Here is a 21,943-nt window from a genome sequence, read left to right on the forward strand (position 1 = left end):
AGATTATTCATGATCTGCAAAGGGAAGCTTTTCAATTCGCCATTGAAAAGCTTCCCTTTTTCATTTAGACTGGTATTTTAAAAAGAGATATTGATAATCATTCTCATGTATATATTGCGATAGCGCAAGCTGGATAGTGTCTCATACACTAGGTCAGCAGAAAGGAGTCTTTCACATGATCGATAGAGACAAGCACCTGCTAATGTGGAATTATGCCTATATTAAAATATTGGATATTCGCCAAATCCGGATGGAGAAGGGACAAGCGCTGCCTCTTTATCAGTTGCCTGCCCATTCTTACTTATTTGCTATTAATGGATCGGCTTATATTGATTTGGGCGGCGAGCGGCATAAGGTGAGCAGCTTTCAGCTGCTGCATGGCGGCAAGGGGTTGGCGATCAGTATTGAAGCTGTAGACGATTTTAAATACTTCATGATCATGTACAAAGCGATACTGCCGTTCACCTTCAGGGCTGATGTTATGCAGCTGTGGCAAAAACAGAATCCGTTCTATGACCACTATGCGATCAAGCCCAGCCATCCGCTGCCTCTCTACAGCCTAGCAGAAGGCATGTTCAATCATTGGCAGTCTAGCAGCTCCTGGCACAGGCTGCAGGTCAAATCGTCCATGTATCAATTTGTTGTCGAGCTAATGGATCAATTGGAGGAAGAGAATACGACGGTTATTAAGCCTGATCTGCTTACTCATGTGCGGGGTTATATGCATGATCATTATCATGAGCCCATCTCTCTGGATTCGATCGCGGCAACGACAGGCTATAGCGCCGGGTATATATCCAGGCAGTTCAAGGAGCAGCTGAATATGAGCCCTATTTATTATTTGGGCAAAATCAGAATCGAGCATGCCAGCCGGCTGCTCCTGCAATCGAATGCTACGCTGCAGCAGATCGCCGAGCAGGTCGGTTACCCGGACGGTTTTACGCTTAGCCGCAGCTTTAAACGTTATAAAGGGGTGTCGCCTGCTGTTTTTAGAGAACGGAAGAATGATAGCCTTGATGAAGATTTGCTATACAACAGATCAAAAATTGCTATTCTCCCCAAACGTTCAAACCGATATAGTGAGTTTGAGGTTGATAATCATTATCAACTAAAGGGAGATGTGAGTAAGACCATGTATAAGAGTTTTAAAGTGACAGCAATGACCGTTATGCTGTGCATTACGTTGCTGTTGAGCGCTTGTTCCGGCGCTGCCAATCAAGCGGTTAATCCCGGAACGGCTGTTATATCGGAGGCCGGCAATCAAGGACAGCAGGAGCAGAAGGAGCCTGCGCAGCAAAAGACGACAAGAACAGTATCTACGCTGAGAGGGGATGTTGAGGTTCCTCTCAATCCAGAGCGCGTTGCGGCGGATCAATATATGGGCCACTTGGTTAAACTCGGCATTATTCCTGTTGGTGTAAGGGAAGAGATGCTGGATGAAGCTTGGATGGAGAAGGCAGGATTAACCGAGGAGATTCTCTCCAAGATTGAAAACCTGGGCGCCTTCCCGATGAATCCGGAGAAGTTGATAATGCTTGAGCCGGATCTGATTATCGGGTCCATCGAGGACAGCATCGAGCAGTATCAAAAAATCAGTACGACTGTATTTCTTCCTTATTGGGAAGAGCTGTCGACGGCTGGCCCGATTGAGAAGTTCAAAAGTATTGCCAAAATCTTCGGCAAAGAGCAGGAAGCCGATGAGTGGGTCAAAGGTTATGAGCAAGAAGTAGCCAAATCGAAGGAGCAAATCGCCGGAGTGATCAAAGAAGGCGAGACGGTATCGGTTGTGCAGTTTGCTTACAATGGGCTCTATGTACTTGCTGCGGAAGGAGGCAACTATGGCAGCTCTACCATCTATCAAATGATGGATTTGCCACCAACGGAGCAGGCGAAAAACATGCCTCAAGGCTTTGCAAGCATATCCCTCGAGGCGTTGCCGGAGTATCTGGGCGATCATGTATTTGTCTATATCAGTACGCCAGAGGATGCGAAAGAAATTATGGATAGCGCAGTATGGAAAAGTGCCGAGGCAGTCAAAAAAGGCAATGTCTATCTGTACGGCCAGTCTGGCGACGAGTTTGTCATGGAGGACCCGTATTCCCTGGAGATGCAGCTGCAGAAAATCACTTCGTTATTGTTGGCGAAAAAGCAATAACGTCATTCCATACCCAAGAAGCCGAAGGCCGAACAGCCTCCGGCTTTTTACTGGGCAGTGATGATTACCTATCACATAGCGTATAGGTACACGATAATGGTCCATCGACCGCTTTGAGCTTCGTATCAGGTCTGTGTTGGTGATTGCAGGGAAATGGAACGCCCCATCATATCCTTCCGTCTGTAAACGTTAAGCATGAGACCGACCAGAGCGAACTCCAGGACGGATACGGAACTCAGGTGCAGGAAAGGCAACTCGATGCCCATAATAGGGAGCAATCCCAGACACATAAGCAAATTCCAGATGAGTCGGATGCCAAAGACAGCACATAAACCGATTACGAGGCCCCTTCCGTAAAAATCGGCAGTCTTGAAGCCCATACGGACTATGCGAACGATAAAAGCCAAAACGATAAAGGCAATTAAAGCTCCGAATACCCAGCCGAGGCTATAAATAAGGTAAGAATACATCATTTCGCTGTGTGAAAACGGCAAACGTGTATTGGGAACACCTATTCCTTGTCCCCACATGCCGCCGGACTGGATGGCTTCCATTGAGCGTATAGTTTGGTAGTTGGTATCCGTTTCTTGTCCCCAAAATCCTGCAAATCTCTGCCAAATATAATACAGACGATAAGGGTTCATACCATTCCAAAGAACAAAAAGTACTGCTGTTGCCATTGTAGCGATCGATACCCATAAAAAATGGAGCTTCCGATAGAGAATGAGCAGGATCATCAAGCCAAAAGAATATACGGCTAGCTGAGCAAGCTCAGGAGCGCCCATGTACAAATAGGCAGGTATCAGGATAAAGGTGATGACTTGTTTGATTCCTTTAATGAATTGGCTGCGAAGATCGAGGCTGTCAACATGCCGCGCCTTTTCCTTCTGCATATAGAGAATGCCTGCAAGTGCTACGATGAGCAGATAAGGAGAGTAGGAAAAGATATTAATCGCTACAGGACCTATTACAATCCATTGTCTTGAACCATTAATCTGAGGCCCGTACAATTGGGCCAATGCCATCAAGATTGCTGTTGCCCAATATAGTGGCCATGATAGTTTCAGCAGCTTGCGATAATTAGCGAAGTAGAGAACAAGCAGCAAGAGGCCCCCGATTACTCCATACACTACTTTTGGAAGGAAAGATGAACTGGCTTGCGACGATTCCGGAAGGGCGAACAAAATCGTGAACAACGCAATTCCAATCATCGTGGCAATGAGACCGATTACGCTCCACTCTGGCTTCGGCTTATGCGCGGCATTGAGGCCTATGCCGACCTGCTTCGCATCGCCCATTTGCTCCACAGCTGCCTGGATCGCATCTTCCTCCGACAGTGACTCTGATTCTATCCGTTCTTCCATTCGTTCAGTGAGATGCCCGAGCAGCTCCAGCTTAATATCTTCATGCACATCTTTTGCCTTCACATGTGCGCATATCTCATCTATGTAAGCGACGACTAGAGGATGGTTAGCGATGTTGCTGGTCATACGCTGCCCTCCCCAATTACGCGGTCAACTGTTGTGCGGAATAGCGTCCACTCCTTATGCTTCTCTTCCAGTTGACGACGTCCTTCATCTGTAATTCGATAATATTTGCGCTTTCGTCCACCTTCCTCATCCCAATAAGCTTCCACCATATGCTCAACCTCCAGCGTATGCAGAATAGGATACAACGTACCCTCTTTGAAGGTGAACACATTGGCTGAGCTTCGTTCAATCTCCTTCGTCATTTCATAACCATACATATCCTTCCTGCTCAGCAATGACAGGATCAGGATGACGGTGCTGCCCTTCATCAGTTCTTTATTGATTTTCATAGCGTCTTTCATCTCTCCCTACACCTATATGATCAATGCATCGAATATCTAGGTATAGTATATATCCAGATTTGTACAAATTCAAGCCCCTATTTTCAATCTCAGAACGTGTTCAGCTCCGGTGCTATGACCAAAGCTGAACATGGGTGAAAGGCGCTAGACGGGGTTCGCTAGACGAACCAACTGTGTGGTTGTCCCATCCAGATGTAGATCGACATCAGCCCGAATAGCAGCAGTACAAATGAAACCAGTACGCTGGCATGCCGCAGTATGGCATTCGGCATAAGGCGGTGCAGCGTGGTAGAGGCGTCCCTGCCTCCGATGATGAATACAAGAAGAAGCGTGTGGACAACAGCATGCCCGATAATTTCGGTAATACCGAATATGGTTGTAGTCATCAGGAAGAGCCCGGTTAAGATAAGCGCGCTGAATCGGTTCATTAAGCCCGCAATAAAGGCCCAGGCCAGTCCAAGCTCGATAAAGGCGCTAATCAGGACAAAATCTTCTACCGTAAAGCCTAAAGAAGGAATACCGTATTCATGCATCAGCGAGCAAGCAAGCTTGGCAAGTGTGAACTTCTCCATCGCCAGCCAGGCGAGCGAGATTCCCGAGAACAGATAGAGTACGATGGGGTAGGTGTGGTGAAGACGGGTATTGGCGACGAATAACGTGTAGATGATGCCGAGGTAAAACATATAGTCAAACGCATGGAACAAACCATATTGGCGTGAAACGATAAGGTAAAGCGTAAGAATAGCGGCTCCGCTTATGACGAGCGTTCTTTTATGAATCAAACCTAGAATGGCAAGGATGAGTACGACGTAGACTCCGGGATCATGGGATACAAGCGTTGGCGCCAGATATGTGCCGGTGAAGAGCTGCATCATAAGCCCGATTCCGAGTCCTATGCGAAGAAAAGTGAGCATATGGGGCTTAAGTCGATTCATGAACCGGTCGATGGCTATGCTCCATGCATGCCGATTCATATAGGGGGTGCTTAATGAAGCGATTAACAATATGATTAAAGTAAAGCCTAGCCAAAAGTGAAACGTAGGGGTGATGACGCGTGATATGGCCTGCGGTGTCCAGTCATGGTCTCGAATGAACCATTTGACATGGAGGAGTACCGGAACATAGGCCGGCGAAGCAGGGAACATCTTATAAACCTCCTTCTATCATCCGATTCATGATTTTGAATGCGCTAGATTGTCCCCTCCTTTACAAGAAATTGCTATAAAAAACGTAATTAGCATACTCCCTATACAATTCGTTTTTCAACAGCTAAAATGACTAATTCAAGCAAGATGATTGAAATTTCCCCCAATTCTCACAAAAATCACCCTTACAAAAGTTGTATTCATTAACTACGATAAGGGTGGGACAATGAGGCTAGATGCATGTCCAAAGACCGACATGGAGCGAGGGTGTTAAACAAGTTGAAGGTTGAAATTATGGTGTTGAATATCCCGTCCGTCATGGGGACGGATGATTATAACTGGCTGCTTGGTTTGGTATCCGAGGAGAAGCGTGCGAGAGTGAAAAAACTGAGGTTTTTGAGGGATGCTTACCGTACGCTGCTGGGGGAAGCGCTTGTGCGCGCTGCTATTGCAAGCAGGCTGGAGATTGGCAACGAGCGCATTCATTTTGCGCGAAATGAGTATGGCAAGCCTTCTTTAATCGGCCATGAGTCGCTGCAATTTAACGTTTCTCATTCGGGGGATTGGGTAGCCTTATTCGTAAGTGATGTCCCGGTAGGCATCGACGTGGAAGAAATCCGGCCAATTGATATGAATATTGCAGAATCGTTTCTGTCCGTTCTTGAGTACAATCGGCTTATGTCCCATAACCAGGGGGAGCGATTGGCGCATTTCTATGAATTGTGGACGCTCAAGGAGAGCTACATCAAGTGCAAAGGAGAGGGACTATCTATTCCCTTGCATTCTTTTTCCATTCTGGTCAATGAGGATCGTTCCGTCTCGCTGGAGCCGTCTGGCGGACATCACTTTTTTAAGACTTATGAACTGGATAGAAACTATAAGCTCGCCGCTTGCGCCGAAGTGGACCGATTCCCGCCATCTATTACGAAGTGGAGCTTTGAGGAGCTGCGGACGATATTGGAGTGGGATTGGTCGAAAGGAATCATTTGAGGAACGGCGAGTGAGCGAGCGCATAAACAGGAATTAAGGAAGCGGCTCGCTTGCTGCGTATCTCATGAGCGCTTTTGTGGATGCCTCCAGCATTCTTTTTTTCATATAGCCCTCGTCTATTACTTTCACGCGGAGGCCGAGGAAACGTATCTTGGAAAGCAGAAATTCAGTTTCGTCTGCGAGATGCTGAATGTGGATACGATACGTATCTGTTTCTTCCATGTAGGACACCTTCTTGTCGAAGCAGGAGAAGGCGGAGAGAACTCGGGACAACTCCACGTTATACAACGGATTTACTTCGATGAGAGCCCCTCGCTTGCGCATCTCCAGCAGCTCGAAGAGTCTGGCTTTGGCTGCCGCTGCGCGCTCTGCAGACAAGTTCCACGCATGAATCTCCACGATATTGCGAAGCTTGGTCGACATGAGACTATGCTGCCGCGTACCATACCACAGCAAGTACCATTCCCGTTTGACCATGGAATACTCCAGCTTGTAAGGAATGCCGGTTTGATCGACCTTATGTCCGCCATGCTTCAGCTTCATTGTCAATCGAAATCCCTGTCCCCCTGTGATAAAGCGCCGAAGCTGGCGGAGCAGGGGATGATATACATGTCTTTCCTTATTTCGCCCCTTCTCGATAATAATGTGCTGAAGATGGAAGGGCTCCTCGTCTTGAAGCAGGGTATGCAGCTTATCCAGCGTTTCTGGTGTGAAGGCGTGCTCTGCGGCCTCCAGTTGAAGCATAGATTTGAGCCATACCCGCTCCTGCGAGGTAAGGGCGAATGCGCCTGTCTCGTCCAGACGCGACAGGATTTGATAATTAAAGATCTTCTCGAACGGGTTCATAATACGACTGGATCTCCTTCCACTCCGCGATAAATTCCTTGCGCAGCCATGAGGGAGCAAGCACCTCGCAGCTGGAGCCGAAGCTCCTCAGCCATGGTTTAATTTCCGTAATGCCGTTTACGACAATGTGATAGATAAAGGTGGTCTCCGATTCATCCGTAATCGTCCCCCATTGCCCTTGAAGCTCCACACGCTCTCGGACGAAATCATGCTTTGATCCTTCTGGTCGGAAAAAACGCACCTTGACGGGAATCGGCCTCATCGTGTCGATTACCCAGCTTTGTTGCAGGTTTCTCTCGGCATGGGCAAGCCGTATATCGAATTCTTCTGCCGTTACGGCATCGCTCAACTCCACACCCGTTAATCCTTCCATCCGGAATTTCATGACGCCTTGCTTGGTCTGATGAGCAATCAGGTACCATCTCCCATACTGATGGTCATAGATGACGCGAAGCGGAAGGACGGTTAGCCATATGCCTTCGGATTCCCGCTCGAAGAGCGGATTCGTATTTTTGGAGGCGTATCGCTTCTCCTTCTTGGGCGAGAGATAGAGAAAGGTCAGCTTGCGTCTGGCCTCAATCGCTTGATAGATGGTATAGAGATGTGCCTCGTCCAGAATACGAGAGTGAAAGTGGTACTTATAGACATGCGACTCGGTGATGTCGGTATCCAAGCCTCTTAGCCGAAGCGCCTTTTTCAGTGTATCGCGGAGCAGATAGCCCTGTACCGAAGGAATCTGCGTATTCGCCAGAATATCGACAAAATCATAGAGATCAATCAATTCATCTTCAGATAACGCGTCGACCAGCCCGGTAGAAGCACGGTAGCGGAAGGGACGTTTGCCGTCCGTTCGGAAGATGACCCCGATTTCCTCCATATATTTTAGATCGCCGCGTATCGTCTTTTCGTCGGGTACAGGGTAGTCGGCGGGCATCGCCTCGCTGCATATATCCATTAATTCCATGGCCGTTAGCGCTTGCTCGCGCATAGAAGAGAGCAGGAGCGCGAACCGTACGCCTTCCGATGCCTTGATTGACTTTGCCCGATAGAGGAACAGTAGTAGCGGGTCGGCAGATTCATAGTGGTTATACCTAATGGCCTCAGACAATTCCATGTCTTGCTCGCTCGTAAGGCCCTGTTGATTGGCGTTCATCATTTCCTTCAAGTACCGCAGCGTTTTGTCATAGGTATGTACGGAGATGCCGAGACGGGCGGCGAACTGCTGTCGATTGTATGCGTCCCCTGTCAGCGCAAGCAGCCGAAGAAACTGTATTTCCTTGTCAAAGCTCTCTCTTGCCATAGCAGCATCTCCTTGTCCCTTGGAATCTTGAAAGGTTTACGTTTTATTCTATCAAAAGGATAGAGTAGTGGAAATGGAGGATTTTTTCTGCGGGTTGCCATACTTTCGCCCTGTTCGCGTACGCGTATATGGAAGACAATGAGATCAACAAGAACAAGCGGTGTGCAGCAGGAGGGCTGAGTGATGACAGAGATGACGATGAAGATCAGGCAAGAGCTTGATGCTCTGGAACAAGAAGAAGGCATTCGCATCTTGTACGCGTGCGAATCAGGAAGCAGAGCATGGGGCTTTCCGTCGAAGGACAGTGACTATGACGTACGTTTCATCTACGTACGTCCTGTGGACTGGTACCTCTCTATCTTCGACAAGCGGGACGTTATTGAACGGCCAATTAGCGAGATGCTGGATATAAGCGGATGGGATCTCAGAAAGGGACTGAACTTGTTCCGCAAGTCCAATCCGCCGTTAATGGAGTGGCTGGACTCTCCGATTGTCTATGCCGAGGCGTGCCATACGGCGGAGCGGCTACGTCAGCTCAGCTCGCAAGCCTATTCACCCAAAGCGAGTATCTATCATTATTTGCACATGGCGCGTGGCAACTATCGGACCTATCTGCAAGGGGAAGTCGTTCGGATCAAAAAATATTTCTACGTACTCCGGCCTATTCTCGCTTGCGAATGGATATTGCGCAAAGGCACGATGCCGCCAATAGCCTTCGAAAGTTTGATAGAGGCGCTGCTGCCTAAGGACGGCGAGCTTAGCCGTCAGATTGAAGAGCTGCTGATACGCAAGAAGTCGGGCGATGAATGGGATGATCAACCTAGAATTTCGGTTCTAAATGCATATATCGAAGAGCAGCTGGCTTCATTGGAGCAAGCCGCGGCGCAATTGCCGGGCGCAAAGTCCGGGATTGACAGCGAGCTGGATGAACTGTTCCGTGACTTGCTCAGGGAAGCATGGAACTAAGCGAAACAAAACGTTTTTGACGACTATCGCTTCCCGCACAAATACAATAAGCTGATGAAGCAAAAAAATATAATGCCGAAGCTGAAAACCTCACTAAATGAATACCAGCTTGGCAAGAACCTGCTGGGAATTAGGCTGGAGGATATATCGCCGGAAAATGAGGAATACAAGGAATGTGCGGCCAAGATTTTGTTCGAAGTTGCCAAAGAAAAGGAAATGGATCCTAGATTATAGGACGAAGATTCATGTAAGGAGAGATTGACAATGGCTTACCAGACGATAGACGGCGTGCGCGTATGGGGCAACCCTGAGAGCGGCGCGCTGTCGCAAGCAATAACCTGTGCCGAGCATGGCCAAGTTGTACAGACGCTGTTAATGGCTGACCATCATAAAGGATATAGCCAGCCAATCGGCGGGGTAGTCGTATACGACGGGCAAATATCGCCCTCAGGCGTCGGCTATGATATTGGCTGCGGCAACAAGGCGGTTCGTACAAACCTAATGGCGGCAGATGTACTCCCGCGATTGAATGACATTATGAATGAACTAGCTCGTACCATCTCCTTCGGCATCGGCCGTGTAAATAGCGAGCGGGTGGACCATGAGCTGTTCGATGATCCCGATTGGAGCGTCTATGCCGGGGTGGGACAACAGGAGCATAACAAGCTGAAGGAACTGGCTCGTAATCAGCTGGGGACGGTCGGAAGCGGCAATCATTATGTAGATTTGTTCGTGGAAGAGGAGAGCGGAAGGCTGTGGATCGGGAATCACTTCGGCAGCCGGGGCTTCGGTCATAAGACGGCAAGCGGTTTTCTGAATCTGGCGGCCGGACGCGAATTTCTGGGGAAGGCGCCGGGCGAGAGCATGGATCAAGCTCCTGTATTGTTCGACCTGAACAGCGAGCTTGGCGACATGTACTACCGTGCCATGAAGCTGGCGGGCAGGTATGCCTATGCCGGAAGGGATTATGTGATCCGCCAGGTGCTGGCCATCTTGGGAGCGGAAGCGGATTTCGAAGTGCATAATCATCATAATTATGCCTGGAAGGAAACCCATGACGGAGCCGAGCGAATCGTGGTCCGCAAGGGCGCTACGCCTTCCGCGCCGGGGCAGCTCGGTTTTATCGGGGGCAGCATGGGCGATATCTCTGTCATTGTGAGAGGGAAGGATACGGCGGAGAACAAGGATTCCTACTATAGCACTGTGCATGGTGCCGGACGTATTATGAGTCGGACACAAGCGGCGGGCAAAATGAATTGGAAGACGCGCAGCCGCTCAGGCGGAGCGATATCGCCGGAGCAGATGAGAGAGGCAGTGAGGGAGTACGGCGTCATGCTTAAGGGTGCAGGAACAGACGAGAGTCCGTTCGTCTACCGCAGGCTGAAGCAAGTACTCGACGCCCACTCTGAGACGATCGATGTCCTCCATGTACTGAAGCCGATCGGCGTCTGCATGGCGGGTGCGGATGAATTCGATCCTTATAAAGACTAGGGAATGATCGATAAGTGTGCAGTAGGCAGAGTTAGCGGCGGTTCTATCCGGATATTCCGGATGAGAATCGCCGCTTTTTTTGTAATAAAAGACGGATACGACTAATCGATCAAGTAATGGCAAATGAGCGAATGTGCTTTTCAAATAAAAGAAGTCGAAAAATTACAAAAAAATCCTGTTGCCTAGTGACAGAAAATATGACATATTGATGTGTACGTTAAGCGTTTACAATTTTTCAGGCATAGCGGAGGCGAAAAATGATGGAGGCTAATCTACGAGAAGGAACCATTCCGAAAGAAAAAGTAAAATTAGCTCAAAAATATCCCTTAATTGTCGTCGAAACAGTTGGTGTCACAAGCCTGTATCAGAAGCTGCACTGGCACGATGTGCTGGAGATTAATCTGATCAAATCCGGGACTGGTTATTACATTATTAACGGTCAAAGCTATCAATTTGAGCAAGGCGATATTTTTCTTATGAATTCCAATGATTTGCACCGCGCTTACGAGTCTAATGATCTTGTCATGCTGGTCATTACGTTCGATCCCTCCTGGTTTATCCACGGCCTGCGTATCGATCCGGAGCTGCTTAGTCCGTTCCGCGAGATGGGGAGGCACTTCACCAATCGTCTCGATCGAGACCACCCACATATTCAAAAGCTGCGAGAGCTTCTTCTGGAGTTGCAGCAAGAACATGATCAAGAACGGCGTTCCTACGCCACTATCGTCCATTCCATTATGCTACGTTTCTTGGCTACAGTGAATCGGGACTTTCGCAGCGACGGCTCATTTCGTCATGATAACGGGATTAGCGAGGGGCAGCTTGAGAAGATGAGACAAGTGATCATGGTGATGGAGCAGCATTACGCTCACCCATGGACGCTTGAGGAGTTGGCTTCACTCGTCTACTTAAGTCCTTCGCGATTCAGTGATATTTTCAAGCGGTCGGTCGGTATGCCGCCACTGTTGTACCTGATTCAGATTCGTCTGGAGAGAGCGGTTACACTTCTCGAAAACGGAAATATGAAAATTACGGACATCGCTCTTGAATGCGGTTTCCGCACCCTCACTAATTTCAATAGGCTCTTCAAGAAACATGTCGGTGTCACGCCGAAAGTCTCTAGAAAGCTCCAATGTTAAAAACCAGTGAAATAGTGCTGGTTTTTAATTGTTTAGGCAGAGAAACAAGGAAAGGTCTCCTTTACAATAAAGATACAGACATCACGAGATTGTGTCATGAATGCTGACGCTAATCTCACTTGTTAATTAGAGGGGGGAAAGCCGATGCCACAAGCCAAATTGGTTGTTGAGAGGCAGACGCATCGCAAAAAGAGTCCTTTCATTCGCTTTTTGAAGCAATGGGACATTCAACTGATGGCATTGCCGGCACTGCTGTTTATTTTTGTCTTCAGCTACATTCCGATGTACGGCGTCATGATGGCATTCCAGGACTACAGCTTGTTCAAAGGTTTTCTTCAGAGCCCGTGGGTCGGATTCAAGCATTTCGAGATGTTTTTCAACGCACCTGAGTTTTGGACGGTCATACGCAATACGCTGGTTATTAGCATACTCAAGCTTTGTATTGGCTTTCCGGCTCCTATCCTGCTCGCTCTCATGCTGAATGAGATTGGCAGGCGGTTTTTCAAGCGGCTCGTTCAGACGATCAGCTACTTGCCCCACTTCTTGTCGTGGGTAATCGTCTCGGGCTTTGTCACGTCGATTCTGTCTACGGATAACGGAAGCCTGAATCTGCTGCTGCAGAAGCTGAGCTTAATCGATGATCCCATTAACTTCTTATCCGAACCGAGCTACTTCTGGAGCATTCTGGTCGCTACGAATGTATGGAAGGAAATTGGTTTCTCCTCCATCGTCTATTTGGCAGCGATTGCAGGAATTAATCCGCATCTCTACGAGGCGGCGTCCATTGATGGAGCGAGCCGGATCAGACAGATCGTGTCTATCACGATTCCATCCATTATGCCGGTTGTAATCGTCTTCTCTATTCTGGCTATCGGTAACTTCCTGAATGCAGGCTTTGAGGATATCTTGCTGCTTGCCGGCAATCCTGTGCTGCGGGATGTCAGTGATGTTCTGGATACGTATGTGTACCGGATCGGGATACAGAACAGCAGGTTCTCCTACGCTACAGCGGCCGGATTGTTCAAGGCTGTCATCAGCGTAGCGATGCTTGCGGGAGCCAACTACTTGGCGAGAAGATCGGGGAACAGCTTATGGTAGCAGGAAGGGGCGAGTGGCAATGAGGCTGTCTTACGGGGACCGATTATTTGTTGGCGTGAACTATACGCTGCTTTTCTTATTGGGTTTTGTGGCATTTTATCCATTCTGGAACGCTGCCGTCATTTCGTTCAACGCTGGCAGCGACACGATGCTGGGCGGTATTACGTTCTGGCCTCGCGAATTTACACTATCCAACTATGAGGTTGTATTCAAGGATAAGCGATTGATCGACGGATTCGTTATCTCGGTTCTTCGCACAGGAATCGGAACGTTGCTTTCCATTATTGCAACTGCAATTTTTGCTTACGGCATGACGAAGCGCGATATGATGGGTCGCAAATTTTATATGGTCATGTGTATCATCACGATGTATTTCAGCGGAGGCCTGATTCCGAGTTACTTGCTTATCCGTGAGCTGGGATTGATGAACTCCTTCTGGGTTATGGTTATCCCTGGCTTAATCAGCGTATGGAACATGATTATATTCCGTACTTTCTTCAAGGGTATTCCGGCTGGGCTCGAAGAGTCGGCATCCATTGACGGCGCATCGAACTGGGGCATATTTTTCCGGATCATACTTCCCTTATCCGGGCCGGTCATTGCGACGCTGTCGTTATTCACGGCAGTCTACCATTGGAACGACTGGTTTGCGCCGAGCATCTACATCTCTAATGTCGATTTGTTGCCGATTCAGACAAAGCTGCAGCAAATCTTGAACTCTAATATCATGCTGGAGCAGATGCAGAACATGGACTCCGCTGCGCAAGGCCGTATGGGCGCGATGCGAGCTGTGACGACTAAGTCGCTGTCTATGGCGACGATGATGGTGGCGACTGTACCGATCCTTTGCGTGTATCCATTCGTACAGAAGTATTTTGTAAAAGGCGTATTGATAGGTTCGCTTAAAGAGTAGCAAAGGGTGTAGAGCCATTGGCTTTGACCATAGATGAACTTGTGAAGGGAGCGCATGCAATGAACAGATGGAAAGGGAAGCTTCTAACAGCATTGTCAGTCACGCTTGTCATCGTTACAGCTTTAACGGGGTGTTCGGATTCTAAAGGAAAGAACAATACGGAGGGGCCGTCGTCTAAGCCTTCCGAGCCGACAGAAAATGCTTCTGGCGTATTCGAGCTAGGCGCAGAGCCATTGGAATTCTCCTTCTATGGCCACTATGACTGGTATACGATGCCGGAGTGGGGAGCCGATCTTGCGACGCAATGGATCAAAGAGAATAAAAAGGTCAACGTCGTACCGGTCAGCTCCGGCGGTGCAGCCAAAAACAAGCTGAGCACGATGATCGTATCCGGCGAGCTGCCGGACGTCATGTGGATGGAGCGCGGCGCAGATGTGGAGAAGCTGCGTGCAGAAGGCATGTTGGTGCCATTCGATGATTACCTGGATAAGTATCCGAACCTGAAGAAATGGGCAGGCGATGCTACTCTGGACATGCTTCGTTCCCCGGACGGCAAGCTATATCAGTTCCCGAACTGGTATACGACACAGCCGAACGGAAATGCCGGCTACCTGGTCAACAAAAAAATCTACAATGAGCTTGGCGCGCCAAGCTTGGAGACAACAGACGATCTGTATAGCTATTTGAAGCAGGTAAAAGCGAAATATCCAGACGTAACTCCTCTGGAAGTAGGTCAGACGGCGTCTGGTGTGGACATTATGGTTTCGGCTTTTGCAGAGAACAGACCGTTCACGTTCAATCCGATGCTGGCTGTACCGCAAGACAATGAACTGGTATCGCTGTTCACCGATCCGGTCTATCGCGAATTGATTCAATATGCCAGCCGTTTGTATCGTGAGAAGCTGATGACTCAGGATGCTTTCACGCAAAAGCTGGAGCAGGTAGAGCAGAAGATCGTAACGGGCAAGGTAGCTGTGTATGTAGCTTCCAGCCCGACAGAGTTTGGTTCCAAGGGTAACATGGAACTATCCACTCATGATCCAGAGGCAGGTTATATCATGGTATGGCCGGTTCACAAGGAAGGGCTCGACCGGAACAAAATATTCCCTGGCGATTACAAGCAGCTGGGCTGGAACGTTAACGTCATTACGAAATCCGCAGATAATCCGGAAGCGATCTTCGCATTCCTGGACTGGCTGACTGGTCCGGAAGGCCAGCGTACAATCATGTGGGGACCTGAAGGCTTGTACTGGGATGGTGTAGACGGTGAAGAAGTTCCGCTCTTCACGGATAAATTCACTAGCGATCCGAAGGGACGCGACGAGTTGATGAACTCCACCGTCAACTTCCAATGGAACGGCAATACGGTATATGTCGATAATTCCAAAATGAAATTCGAATCGACTCTGCCGCCAGAAAAGCGCAATTGGGAAACGTACTGGCAGTCAGAGATTACATGGAAAACGCAATTCAATACAACGGCTTATGTCAACCTAGATCCTGCTGGCGATTCCGATGAAGGCATCATCGCACAGCGCGTTCTGGAAATCTATGAGCAAGCAAGAGCGAAAGCCATCAGTACAGCTTCGTCTGATGAGCAAGTACTTGCGATTCTTGACAAAGCGGAAGCTGATGCTCAGCAAGCGGGCTATGCCAAGCTGCTGAAGTTCAAAACAGAGAGATGGCAAGAAAACGTAAGCAAGCTTGAAGCAACGAAATAATGACCCTGGCTGAGGCCGGCGTACATTGGGGGATCATGTGGATACGAGCGCATGTGAGCCAATGGAGCCGGCTTCATCAGTCAGGTGGTATGGGAGAGATCATACTTGACGTATTACTTGGGTGTGGATGGCGGCGGAAGCAAGACGCTCGCTGTCGTGTCGGATGGAACAGGCCGCATCTTGGGAAGAGGGAAGAGCGGCTGTGGCAATCATCAGCTTGGTGTAGATCTTGCTGATCGCAATATACGGGAAGCGGCTTCGATAGCTTTGGCTGAAGCCGGTCTGAAGCAGGAAGATATCGCGTATGCGATGTTCGGTCTGGCTGGCGCGGATCGGGAAGCGGACTTTCAAATTTTAAGACCCATGATTGCATCGATGGGTTATCGCAAACATGGGATCGTGTGTGACACCGTTATTGGGTTGCGCGCAGGAACAAGACAATCGGATGGCGTCGTACTGATCTGCGGAAGCGGGACAAATTGCTATGGCGCTAATGCTTGGGGAGAAGAGCTGCAAGTTGGCGGATTTGGTTATGAGTTCGGAGACTTTGGCGGAGGCGGGGAATTGGCGAGGGAAGTATTCCGCGGCGTCGTTCGTTCATGGGAAGGCAGAGAGAAGCCGACCGCTCTAACAGAACTAGTACTGGCTGCTGTCGGATATGAAAGTGTCTCAGACATGTTCCACGGATTTTTGGACGAAGGCAAGAGGGCTCCTCATACGCTGGCGAAGCTGCTGTTCCAGGTAGCAGAACATGATGAGCTTGCCCGCTCCATACTGGAGAAGCAAGGCGTGGAATTGGGCCGTGCGGCCAGTGCCGTTATCCACAAGCTGAACATGGAGGCAGACACGTTCGATGTCGTGCTGGCTGGCAGCATACTGACCCGTGGAGAAAGAAAATTTGTTATGCCGTTCATCGAGCGGCAAGTGAAAGAAGTGGCTCCGAACTGTCGTCTGCAAATATTGGAGCTGGAACCGGCTGCGGGAGCGTTATTGCTTGCAATGGATAGAGAAGAATCGAGCATTGGCACAGAGGTTTATGAGAACCTAGTGAATCATCTATCGGTGAAGGAGAGGAACGTCGAATGGGTAACGGACTAAAGGTAGCAGTCATCGGAGGAGGTTCTTCATATACACCAGAGCTAATAGAAGGATTTATCCAAAGGCATGAGTCATTTCCGGTAAGCAAGATTGTACTTGTAGACATACCGGAGGGGCGTCATAAGCTTGCAATTGTAGGGGCACTGGCACAACGCATGGTCGAGAAAAGCGGCTTGCCGATTAGTATCGAGCTTACGCTGGACCGGAGAGCTGCGCTTGAGGGAGCGGATTTTGTCTCTACACAGATGCGAGTAGGGCAGCTCGAAGCCAGAGGATGGGATGAGTCAATCCCGGTCAAATACGGAATGCTCGGACAGGAGACGACTGGCGCTGGAGGAATGATGAAGGCGCTGCGTACGATTCCCGTCCTGCTGGATATATGCAAAGACATGGAGGAGCTCTGCCCGGATGCGTGGCTTTTGAACTTCACGAATCCTGCGGGCATGGTGACGGAAGCGATTCTGAATCATTCCCGAATTCGCTCTATTGGACTATGCAATTCGCCGATTGCGGCGTACAAGTGGCTCTCGTCCCTGTACAACGTACCGATTGACCGCATTTATTGCGAGTTTGCGGGCCTTAACCATCTGCACTGGATTAGCCGCATTGAGATCGACGGCGAGTCGAAGCTGGAGGAGCTGCTGGATCGTCAAAGCTCCTACTCCGCATCCAACGTGCCTCAGCTAGCTTGGAACGACACGCTGATGAGGGAACTGGGAGCGATTCCGTCCTACTACTTAAAATACTTCTATCTGCACCGGGAGATGGTTGAGGAGGGCAAGGCAGCCGCAGCCAGGGGCGAGAATCGCGCGGCTACGGTGAAGCGGCTGGAGGAAGAACTGTTCGAGATTTACAAGCAGCCGGAGCTTGCGGAGAAGCCGAAGCAGCTGGAGCAGCGCGGCGGCGCTTATTATTCGGAGGCGGCAGTCAAGCTGATGCATTCCATCTACAACAATACGGGCGATATTCAGACGTTGAACGTGCGCAATGGCGGCACCTTGGACTTCTTGCCCGATGACGCGGCGATTGAAGTCAATTGCGTCGTTACAAGCGAGGGTGCGTCCCCCGTTCATGTGAAGCGGGTACCGGAAGGAACGAAGGGCCTTATTCATGCCGTTAAAACCTATGAAAGCTTAGCAATTGAAGCAGCCATAACCGGCAGCAAAGAGAAGGCGCTCCTTGCGCTTGCAAGTCATCCGCTGACGGATTCTGCTAATGTGGCGGAGGCGCTGCTAGAAGAGATGCTGGAGAGAAACAAAGCGTACCTGCCTCGTTTCTTTAAGGTATAACAAAAAAGACGATCCGCTGTCGGGCTGTTGTCCGGGAGGGATCGTCTTTTTGGTTTCTCTTGTATGTTAAATGATTAGACCTTCATATCGGCGCCCGTTTGTGATGGGCGCTGCTTCAGCTTGCCCTTCCAGCTCCAGTATGTTCCCATACGAAGCAGCGACTCGACGGGACCGATGCGGAACCGTTTCAAGTAGAGCGCGCTGCCCAGCCACTGAACGATGTATACTGCGATGCCAATCCCTATGCCGGCCAGGATGCCCAGCTTGCCAAACCAGCCTAACCCGTACCCGTAGAACAGCGTTGTGCAGATTACGGTCTGCATCAAATAGTTGGTGAGCGACAATCGACCGACCGCCTCGAATCCTTTCCGCAAGGATGCCGCTTTGCCAAGGGAGAGCAGCCACCCAAAGCCCATTAAATAGCCGATCGCCAGAATTGTCATTCCGCTAATCTCACCTACGCCGCTCAGAATGAAATGGGGCCAAATATACTTAAGTGACTTCATAATAAGCCCTGCGATCAGGAAGATAACCGCCCATTTGGCATAGAAGGAACGTTTGGTCTGGGCTTCATGAAACCAGCCCTTTCTGGCGGCATACATGCCGAATAAGAACATAGGCGCGGTCAAGAGTGGAACGAGCAGAGCAATGAAGACTAACAAGACCTTATTTGCTTCAAGGGGAGGTTCCTCATTGTTGCGAAAATGGAGTATGTCTGAATAGCTGCCGTTCTGATAGACCTCGACCGATTTTTGTACATATGGCTCTGATTTGCTCTTATCGATGAGCGTGCTGCTAGCAGAGTCCGTTGCGCCGATTCCCCCAAGGCTGAGCAGCGTCAGCAGTACGATCCCCCATATGAGGACGGTTTTTGCTTTGCGTTTCAGGAATAGCAAGAGGAATAAGCTCATGAATCCGTAAAACATCAGAATATCGCCTTCCCATAGCAGGAGCGAATGAGCTAACCCGAGCAAAGCCAGCATCACAGCCCGCCGCACAAGCACTCTTCTGAACTTGGCTCCTTTGGCCTCAAGTCCTTCCATCATCTTAAGCATGCCATAGCCGAATAGAAAGGCGAAAATGGGCATGAAGCTGCCCTCAATCAAAATTTTCAGTAGTGTATGAGCTATGCTGTCAGCGCGGGATAAATCGAATAACGATAGTTCCTCCAGACCCCACATGCCGTATTGGAAGAATAGCATATTAGCCAAAAGGATACCTAACAGGCTCATGCCGCGGATTTCATCGACGATGCTTTGTCTTCCTGTTTTTCGAATCATTTTCCATCACCTCCAGTCCATTATAGGAGTTGTTATTTATCGGAAGATTATGTAAGCCTTATTATTTGCTTAAGTCATCGATATCCGTTCAACGGAAATTAAGGTTTCTATAGTAGAATGAGATTCAGGAGGGATTCAAAGTGGATGTATCGAATGCGAGAATATTGATGATAGATGATGAGCGGGCTATTACAAAGTTATTGGAGATGACGCTCCGCAAGGAGGGCTTCCGACAATTGTACGCGGCCCATAATGCAACTGATGCATTGAAGTTGCTTGGGAAGCATGGCGCCGATATTATATTGCTAGACGTTATGCTGCCGGATCAGACCGGATTTGATCTATGTCCCAAAATCCGGGAGATTTCGGATGCCCATATTATTTATTTGACGGCGAGAGCTTCTGATCTCGACGTATTAACCGGCTTTGCGACAGGCGGAGACGATTATGTGACGAAGCCGTTTAACCCGTTGGAGATTGCGGCCCGGATCAAGGCCAGGCTGCGCCGGGGAAGCGTGCCGGCTGTACAGGTCGTATTCGAGGATAAACAGCGACAGCGTTATGATTTCGGACGATTTGTCCTTGATGATGCGGCTGGAGAGCTGATCGTGGAAGGTCAGCAAGTGGCTTGTCCCGCTATGGCCTATCAGCTGCTGCTTTTTCTATGCAAAAGTCCGGGCATTGTTTTCTCCAAAAGTCAATTGTATGAGGCGGTATGGGGCTTGGAGGGTGACGGGGACGATAACACCGTCATGGTGCATATTCGTAAAATCCGCGAGAGAATCGAGCGCAATCCAAGTGAGCCGAATCATTTGCTCACCATGCGCGGTCTAGGCTACAAGCTGGCGAAGGGTAAACAGCTATGAAGAAGCAAAACGTGAAGAGAAGGCTTACTCTTCACTTCACCTACCAAATGCTGCTGTTGTTCGTTTTTGTACTGCTGGGGGTATTGGCAGTCCTGTTTGTCATGTCCCAGTCCATGATTAACGAAGATATGAAACGCCGTTTTCCAGTCGGAGCGCTGGAATTGATTATTATAGAAACTTACCTGAATGAGGGTAAAGCCAATGTGCCAGCGAGGTGGGAGAAGCAGCTCGTCGAGCAGCATTACTGGCTTCAGGTGGTGAATTCCGAAGGGCAAGTTACGAAGTCGATTAATGCGCCTGATGATCTGCCTCAATCGTATGGATCGGGTGAATTGCTTACTATACAGAAGACGAAACGATTCGGCACATACGATGTCCTGATGTCTCTGGATGATACGTATCTGAATGAGAATACTTATCTTTTTATGTTAGGGTATATGAACGAAGGCGCTATTGATTTGCAGAATCTGTATGATCAGTATGCGAAGGACGGCATGGTCAAGGAGGGCGCATTGGGGCGTTTGGATGAAGAGCTGAAGGCATCGAGTCGTACGTTGCAAGTCATGACTACCGATGGTCAGGTGCGCCTGTCGGTCGGCTTGCCGATGGAACGCACAGCGTACAATCCGCTTGAGCTATTGATGATGGAAGAGGCGAAGGGCAGCTATCCGACCAGTGTCTCGGTTTATGCCGTTCCCGAATCCCATACCTATTGGGTTCTCCATGAGAGCAAAAATGGAGAGTATGTCCAGTATCCGCTCATGAAGAGTTTAATTATCATCCTTGTTTCGCTTGGAGGAGTCGTTCTGTTGACGACGCTCGTATTCTCCATTTACCACGGTTATCGGTACGGAAGACCATTGCTGCTGTTCATCGACTGGTTCGAGCGACTTGGCAAAGGACAGTATGATGCTACGGTGTCGAAGAAGGATCGGAAGCAAATCTACCGTAAGAATGGCTTGCTGCGGGGCAAATATAAGCTGTACAAGGAAGTTATCGACGGCTTTAGCGATATGACGGCTAGGCTGCATGCATCGGAGCAAGACCGTACCCGGCTGGAGAAGACCCGCGAGGAATGGATGACGGGCATCTCTCATGATTTGCGGACACCGCTCAGCTCTATTCAAGGATACGGTCATCTGCTGGAGAGCGGGCAGTATAGCTTTACAGAGGAGGAATTGAAAGAGATGGGCGGCACGATCCGGGATAAAAGCGATTATATGATCGATCTTATTCAGGACTTCTCGCTGGCGTTCCAGCTCAAGAACAAGCAAGTTCCCTTTACTGTGAAGCCCATTGAGCTTCAGGAATTCGTCAGACGGATTGTACTTAATTACGTCAATGATATGACGATGGAAGGCACAACGTTCCAATACGAGAATGAAGAGAGTGAGACGACGTCAATCCGGGTGTTGGCCAATGATAAGTGGTTCGCCCGTATGCTGGACAATATTATGATTAATGCCGTCAGGCATAATCCGGAAGGAACGATCATTACGGTACGTGTGGCACTGTCGGGAGATTATGCTGTTCTTACGGTGGAGGATGACGGCATCGGAATGGATGAGGAGACGCTTCTGAACCTGTTCGAGCGCTACTATCGCGGTACCAATACAGAGGAAAAGACAGGCGCAGGGTTAGGCATGAGTATCGCAAAGTCGATTGTTCTTGCGCATAACGGCACGATTAAAGCGGAATCCGAGGTTGGCCGCGGCACGACGGTAACCATTTCCCTTCCGATTCTGCTGGGATCAAATGTTAGCTGATGCAGTTGCTATTCCGGCATGGAGAAGCTATATTACCTCTAGGGGTATA

18 protein-coding genes and 1 pseudogene are annotated in these 21,943 nt (G+C 49.3%); 13 read left to right on the forward strand and 6 right to left on the reverse strand.

All coding sequences use genetic code 11. From position 1 onward, the window contains the following. Positions 1-175: 175 nt before the first annotated feature. Positions 176-2,155: an AraC family transcriptional regulator gene (locus DX130_RS17275; protein WP_116047517.1), complete on the forward strand. Its 1,980-nt coding sequence runs from the start codon at positions 176-178 to the stop codon at positions 2,153-2,155. A 125-nt stretch (positions 2,156-2,280) separates the two neighbouring features. Here DX130_RS17275 and DX130_RS17280 read toward each other — a convergent pair whose 3' ends face one another. The 3 genes from DX130_RS17280 to DX130_RS17290 form a co-directional block, all read right to left on the reverse strand. After that, positions 2,281-3,645 (reverse strand): FtsW/RodA/SpoVE family cell cycle protein, encoded by a 1,365-nt coding sequence (locus tag DX130_RS17280; protein ID WP_116047519.1) that lies wholly within the window; start codon positions 3,643-3,645, stop codon positions 2,281-2,283. After that, positions 3,642-3,974, reverse strand: a complete 333-nt coding sequence (locus tag DX130_RS17285; protein WP_116047829.1) for a PadR family transcriptional regulator — start codon at positions 3,972-3,974, stop codon at positions 3,642-3,644. The genes DX130_RS17280 and DX130_RS17285 overlap by 4 nt, the downstream gene beginning before the upstream one ends. Positions 3,975-4,144: 170 nt before the next feature. Beyond that, positions 4,145-5,131, reverse strand: coding sequence for a hypothetical protein (locus DX130_RS17290; RefSeq protein ID WP_116047521.1), 987 nt, complete (start codon positions 5,129-5,131; stop codon positions 4,145-4,147). Positions 5,132-5,371: 240 nt separating this feature from the next. Here DX130_RS17290 and DX130_RS17295 point away from each other — a divergent pair, with 240 nt between their 5' ends. After that, positions 5,372-6,121, forward strand: a complete 750-nt coding sequence (locus tag DX130_RS17295; RefSeq protein ID WP_116047523.1) for a 4'-phosphopantetheinyl transferase family protein — start codon at positions 5,372-5,374, stop codon at positions 6,119-6,121. A 33-nt stretch (positions 6,122-6,154) separates the two neighbouring features. On the opposite strand, the gene DX130_RS17300 is transcribed toward DX130_RS17295, so the two are convergent. After that, positions 6,155-6,967: a WYL domain-containing protein gene (locus DX130_RS17300; protein WP_116047524.1), complete on the reverse strand. Its 813-nt coding sequence runs from the start codon at positions 6,965-6,967 to the stop codon at positions 6,155-6,157. After that, positions 6,942-8,267 carry a helix-turn-helix transcriptional regulator gene (locus DX130_RS17305; RefSeq protein ID WP_116047526.1) on the reverse strand — a complete coding sequence of 442 codons (1,326 nt, stop codon included), beginning with the start codon at positions 8,265-8,267 and terminating at the stop codon, positions 6,942-6,944. Before DX130_RS17305 ends, DX130_RS17300 begins: the two co-directional genes overlap by 26 nt. Positions 8,268-8,450: 183 nt before the next feature. Between DX130_RS17305 and DX130_RS17310 the strand changes: the two genes are divergently transcribed. The 9 genes and pseudogenes from DX130_RS17310 to DX130_RS17350 all read left to right on the forward strand — a co-directional run bounded on the left by DX130_RS17310 (position 8,451) and on the right by DX130_RS17350 (position 17,982). Further along, positions 8,451-9,233 (forward strand): nucleotidyltransferase domain-containing protein, encoded by a 783-nt coding sequence (locus tag DX130_RS17310; protein WP_116047528.1) that lies wholly within the window; start codon positions 8,451-8,453, stop codon positions 9,231-9,233. Between the two features lie 21 nt (positions 9,234-9,254). Next, a pseudogene (locus DX130_RS17315) lies at positions 9,255-9,467 on the forward strand (hypothetical protein); the annotation flags it as partial. A 30-nt stretch (positions 9,468-9,497) separates the two neighbouring features. After that, the gene (locus DX130_RS17320; RefSeq protein WP_116047529.1) at positions 9,498-10,724 is read left to right on the forward strand and encodes an RtcB family protein; all 1,227 of its coding nucleotides are present in this window, start codon (positions 9,498-9,500) and stop codon (positions 10,722-10,724) included. A 257-nt stretch (positions 10,725-10,981) separates the two neighbouring features. Then, complete coding sequence (locus tag DX130_RS17325; RefSeq protein ID WP_338068645.1) at positions 10,982-11,863, forward strand: AraC family transcriptional regulator; 882 nt, start codon at positions 10,982-10,984, stop codon at positions 11,861-11,863. 144 nt (positions 11,864-12,007) lie between these two features. Further along, entirely contained in the window at positions 12,008-12,961 is a 954-nt protein-coding gene (locus DX130_RS17330) for an ABC transporter permease (RefSeq protein ID WP_116047531.1), read from the forward strand. 19 nt (positions 12,962-12,980) lie between these two features. Continuing rightward, entirely contained in the window at positions 12,981-13,874 is an 894-nt protein-coding gene (locus DX130_RS17335) for a carbohydrate ABC transporter permease (protein ID WP_116047532.1), read from the forward strand. Between the two features lie 59 nt (positions 13,875-13,933). After that, the gene (locus DX130_RS17340; RefSeq protein ID WP_116047534.1) at positions 13,934-15,595 is read left to right on the forward strand and encodes an extracellular solute-binding protein; all 1,662 of its coding nucleotides are present in this window, start codon (positions 13,934-13,936) and stop codon (positions 15,593-15,595) included. Positions 15,596-15,700: 105 nt separating this feature from the next. Further along, positions 15,701-16,693 carry an N-acetylglucosamine kinase gene (locus DX130_RS17345; protein ID WP_116047536.1) on the forward strand — a complete coding sequence of 331 codons (993 nt, stop codon included), beginning with the start codon at positions 15,701-15,703 and terminating at the stop codon, positions 16,691-16,693. Next, positions 16,678-17,982 carry a 6-phospho-beta-glucosidase gene (locus tag DX130_RS17350; protein WP_116047537.1) on the forward strand — a complete coding sequence of 435 codons (1,305 nt, stop codon included), beginning with the start codon at positions 16,678-16,680 and terminating at the stop codon, positions 17,980-17,982. The genes DX130_RS17345 and DX130_RS17350 overlap by 16 nt, the downstream gene beginning before the upstream one ends. Before the next feature lie 74 nt (positions 17,983-18,056). On the opposite strand, the gene DX130_RS17355 is transcribed toward DX130_RS17350, so the two are convergent. After that, complete coding sequence (locus DX130_RS17355; protein WP_116047539.1) at positions 18,057-19,262, reverse strand: DUF418 domain-containing protein; 1,206 nt, start codon at positions 19,260-19,262, stop codon at positions 18,057-18,059. Positions 19,263-19,429: 167 nt separating this feature from the next. On the opposite strand from DX130_RS17355, the gene DX130_RS17360 reads away from it, so the two are divergent. Next, complete coding sequence (locus tag DX130_RS17360) at positions 19,430-20,128, forward strand: response regulator transcription factor (RefSeq protein WP_116047833.1); 699 nt, start codon at positions 19,430-19,432, stop codon at positions 20,126-20,128. Next, the gene (locus DX130_RS17365; protein ID WP_116047540.1) at positions 20,125-21,894 is read left to right on the forward strand and encodes a sensor histidine kinase; all 1,770 of its coding nucleotides are present in this window, start codon (positions 20,125-20,127) and stop codon (positions 21,892-21,894) included. The genes DX130_RS17360 and DX130_RS17365 overlap by 4 nt, the downstream gene beginning before the upstream one ends. The last annotated feature ends 49 nt before the right edge of the window (positions 21,895-21,943 follow it).

Origin of the sequence: Paenibacillus paeoniae (genome assembly GCF_003388735.1) — a bacterium.
In the GTDB taxonomy this organism is placed as follows: Bacteria; Bacillota; Bacilli; order Paenibacillales; family Paenibacillaceae; genus Pristimantibacillus; species Pristimantibacillus paeoniae.